The 2,719-nt window shown below is 43.3% G+C and carries 3 protein-coding genes; 2 read left to right on the forward strand and 1 reads right to left on the reverse strand.

What is annotated here, in order from left to right:
• Both EI162_RS13960 and EI162_RS13965 read left to right on the forward strand, forming a co-directional pair.
• Window positions 1–207, forward strand: a 207-nt coding sequence (locus EI162_RS13960; RefSeq protein WP_192524905.1) for an IS30 family transposase, incomplete at its 5' end; no start/stop codon positions are given.
• A 50-nt stretch (window positions 208–257) separates the two neighbouring features.
• The gene (locus EI162_RS13965; RefSeq protein WP_192524906.1) at window positions 258–1,013 is read left to right on the forward strand and encodes a TSUP family transporter; all 756 of its coding nucleotides are present in this window, start codon (window positions 258–260) and stop codon (window positions 1,011–1,013) included.
• Between the two features lie 154 nt (window positions 1,014–1,167).
• Here EI162_RS13965 and EI162_RS13970 read toward each other — a convergent pair whose 3' ends face one another.
• On the reverse strand, window positions 1,168–2,544 hold the full coding sequence (locus EI162_RS13970; protein ID WP_192524907.1) for a dicarboxylate/amino acid:cation symporter: 1,377 nt from the start codon (window positions 2,542–2,544) through the stop codon (window positions 1,168–1,170).
• Between the last annotated feature and the right edge of the window lie 175 nt (window positions 2,545–2,719).

A 2,719-nucleotide genomic window follows, 5' to 3' on the forward strand; every position in this document is an offset into this window, starting at 1 on the left:
TTCTTCTTTGCCGATGCTTATGCGTCATGGCAGCGAGGAACCAACGAGAATACCAACGGATTAATCAGAGAGTTCTTGCCTAAGGGTTGTGACTTTAGACAAGTCTCTGATAATGAGATACAGGACATTGAGAATAAACTAAACAACAGACCAAGAAAACGCTTAGGGTTTAAAACGCCCAATCAGGTGTTCTATAATATAATTTAGCGTTGCACTTGGTGTGTTAATCTAAGTTTTAAAACTTGTAGGTCAGCGTCATGGATGTATCACTCTCATTAGAGATTATTTTAATGCTTACTGCTGTAGCAGCGCTGGCAGGATTTATTGATGCCATTGCTGGTGGCGGTGGCTTGTTGACCATACCCGCTATGTTGCTTGCCAATATCCCACCCGTGCTAACGCTAGGCACCAACAAGCTGCAAGCCGCCTCAGGTGCATTGGCAGCGTCCATTACGATGATCAAAAAAGGGGTGGTCAAGCCGCAGCGTATAAAAGTGGCTATTATCGCTGCTTTTATTGGTTCGGTGATTGGTAGTATTGCGGTACAGATGTCTCCACCGGATTTACTCGAAAAACTGATTCCGTTTTTGATTGCCGCTATCGGTATTTATACCTTATTTGCACCCAAACTTGGTGAGGTAGAAGCGGCACCACGTATTTCAGAAGGCAAATGGCAAAAAGTTGCTGCGCCCTTGATTGGCTTTTATGATGGTTATATGGGACCTGGAACGGGGATGTTTTTTGCGCTTGGGAATGTGGCATTGCGCGGCCGGCAGATAGTCGAAGCGACAGGCGCGGCAAAGGTATTGAACTTGTCTACCAATATTGGCTCGTTAATATTCTTTATCTTGGGCGGCAATGTCCTTTGGAAAGTAGGGCTAGCAATGATGGTAGGTCAAACGATAGGGGCGTATTTTGGCTCGCATATGGTGGTCAAAGGCGGTAGTAAGCTGATTCGTCCAATGATTGTCTTGGTATGCTTGGCGATGATAACCAAGTACGTTTTTGGTTAATTGTCCTAACGCTTTATTGGTTAATCTAAGTTTTCACAGTGAGTGGGTGATATCTATTAAGAAAGTATACGTAGCCGAGCCAAAAAAACCTCAGCCAATGTGAAATGTGGCTGAGGTTTTTTTATTAATAAGCATTTATAGATAATAAGAATGACTAGTGGCGACGATCAATGTCATCGTACTCACTACCCATGATTCCATCACTAAAGACTTCTGAAAATTCACGCTCATTGTCTTCATCGATATGACCGTCAAACAAGTCTTTTGCTCCAGCATCAGGATCATTGTAAATTGCTAAATCCATTTTGCCTTCTGATTTTGCCACGATAGCAGTGACGGCCGCATCACCACCGACGTTTACAGCGGTACGTAGCATATCTAAGATACGATCCACACCTAAAATAAGGCCGATACCTTCGATAGGTAGGCCGACTTGGGCAAATACCATGGAAAGCATAATCAAACCAACACCCGGCACACCAGCGGTACCAATAGAGGCTAGCACTGACATTAAAATAACAGTCAGGTACTCGGTCACGCCCAAATCAATGCCATAAATATTGGCAATAAAAATAGTCGCCGTGCCCTGCATGATAGCCGTACCATCCATATTGATAGTGGCACCAAAAGGCACGGTAAATGAAGCGACTGAATTGTTGACCCCCATACGCTTAGTGACGGTACGCAAAGTAATAGGAATTGTCGCGTTTGAGCTTGAGGTACTAAACGCAAAAATCTGAACTTCACGCATTTTTGCCAAAAAGGTTCTGATCGATAAGCCCGAAGAGACCTTGAGTACGATCATCAGGGTAATGAAAAAATGGAAAGCCAATGAACCAATCAATACCACCACATAGCCGAGCAACGACCAAATAAGGTCCAATCCAAGCTCAGACATGGCTTTGGCTAAGAGTGCAAAAACGCCGTAAGGAGCAAGATTCATAATAATGGTCACCATCTTTAAGATGATTTCATTAATTAATTCTAAGCTTTGTACCAAGCCTTTGGCAGGTTTACCAACCATCAAGATACTGACACCGATGAGAATGGCAAAGAAGATAATCGATAACATATCGCCATTCGCCATCGCGCTGATGGGGTTGGACGGAATGATGTTTGAGAATACATCGAGCAATGGTGGTGCTGACGCGGCTTCAAACGCTGCTTCGGTTTCGATATTCATGCCTTTACCGATACCAAATAGCGAGCCAAGCCCAATCGCTGTTGCAATCGCTAAGGCCGTTGTCATCATATAGATAAGAAAGGTTTTGGTACCAATGCGACCAAGTAAACGGATGTCACCAATGCCGCAAACGCCACAAATAAGCGAGATGAGAACTAAAGGCACCACCAACATTTTGAGCGAGTTGACAAACAGCTTACCGACAATAGCAAAAAAACCGTTGGTGACATAAGTATTAACGAAGCTGCCTTCAGCGTTCAGTCCTAAATAGTTTATCAATAAACCCAGTATGATACCGAGTATCATGGCAACAATAATCTTGCCTGTCAGTCCCATATTCTTCCACATAATAAATGTCCCTTGTGTGCATAACAGCGCCATAACAAATGTTTTTTTCAATAGAGTATGTAGCTTATATCAATGCGATTAGGCTCATAAGTCTGGCTATAGCGTCGGTTATGATTATTAGGTGGTGTATCAAAAAGTATGCTGGAGTAATAAAAGAAGGGTGACAGCCGAAGCA

Origin of the sequence: Psychrobacter sp. FME6, from assembly GCF_014861365.1 — a bacterium.
Lineage (GTDB): Bacteria > Pseudomonadota > Gammaproteobacteria > Pseudomonadales > Moraxellaceae > Psychrobacter.

Bases quoted from the DNA above. Each gene is read 5' to 3' on its own strand.
- EI162_RS13970 (WP_192524907.1), bottom strand. From the start codon at position 2,544: ATGTGGAAGAATATGGGACTGACAGGCAAGATTATTGTTGCCATGATA.
- EI162_RS13965 (WP_192524906.1), top strand. From the start codon at position 258: ATGGATGTATCACTCTCATTAGAGATTATTTTAATGCTTACTGCTGTA.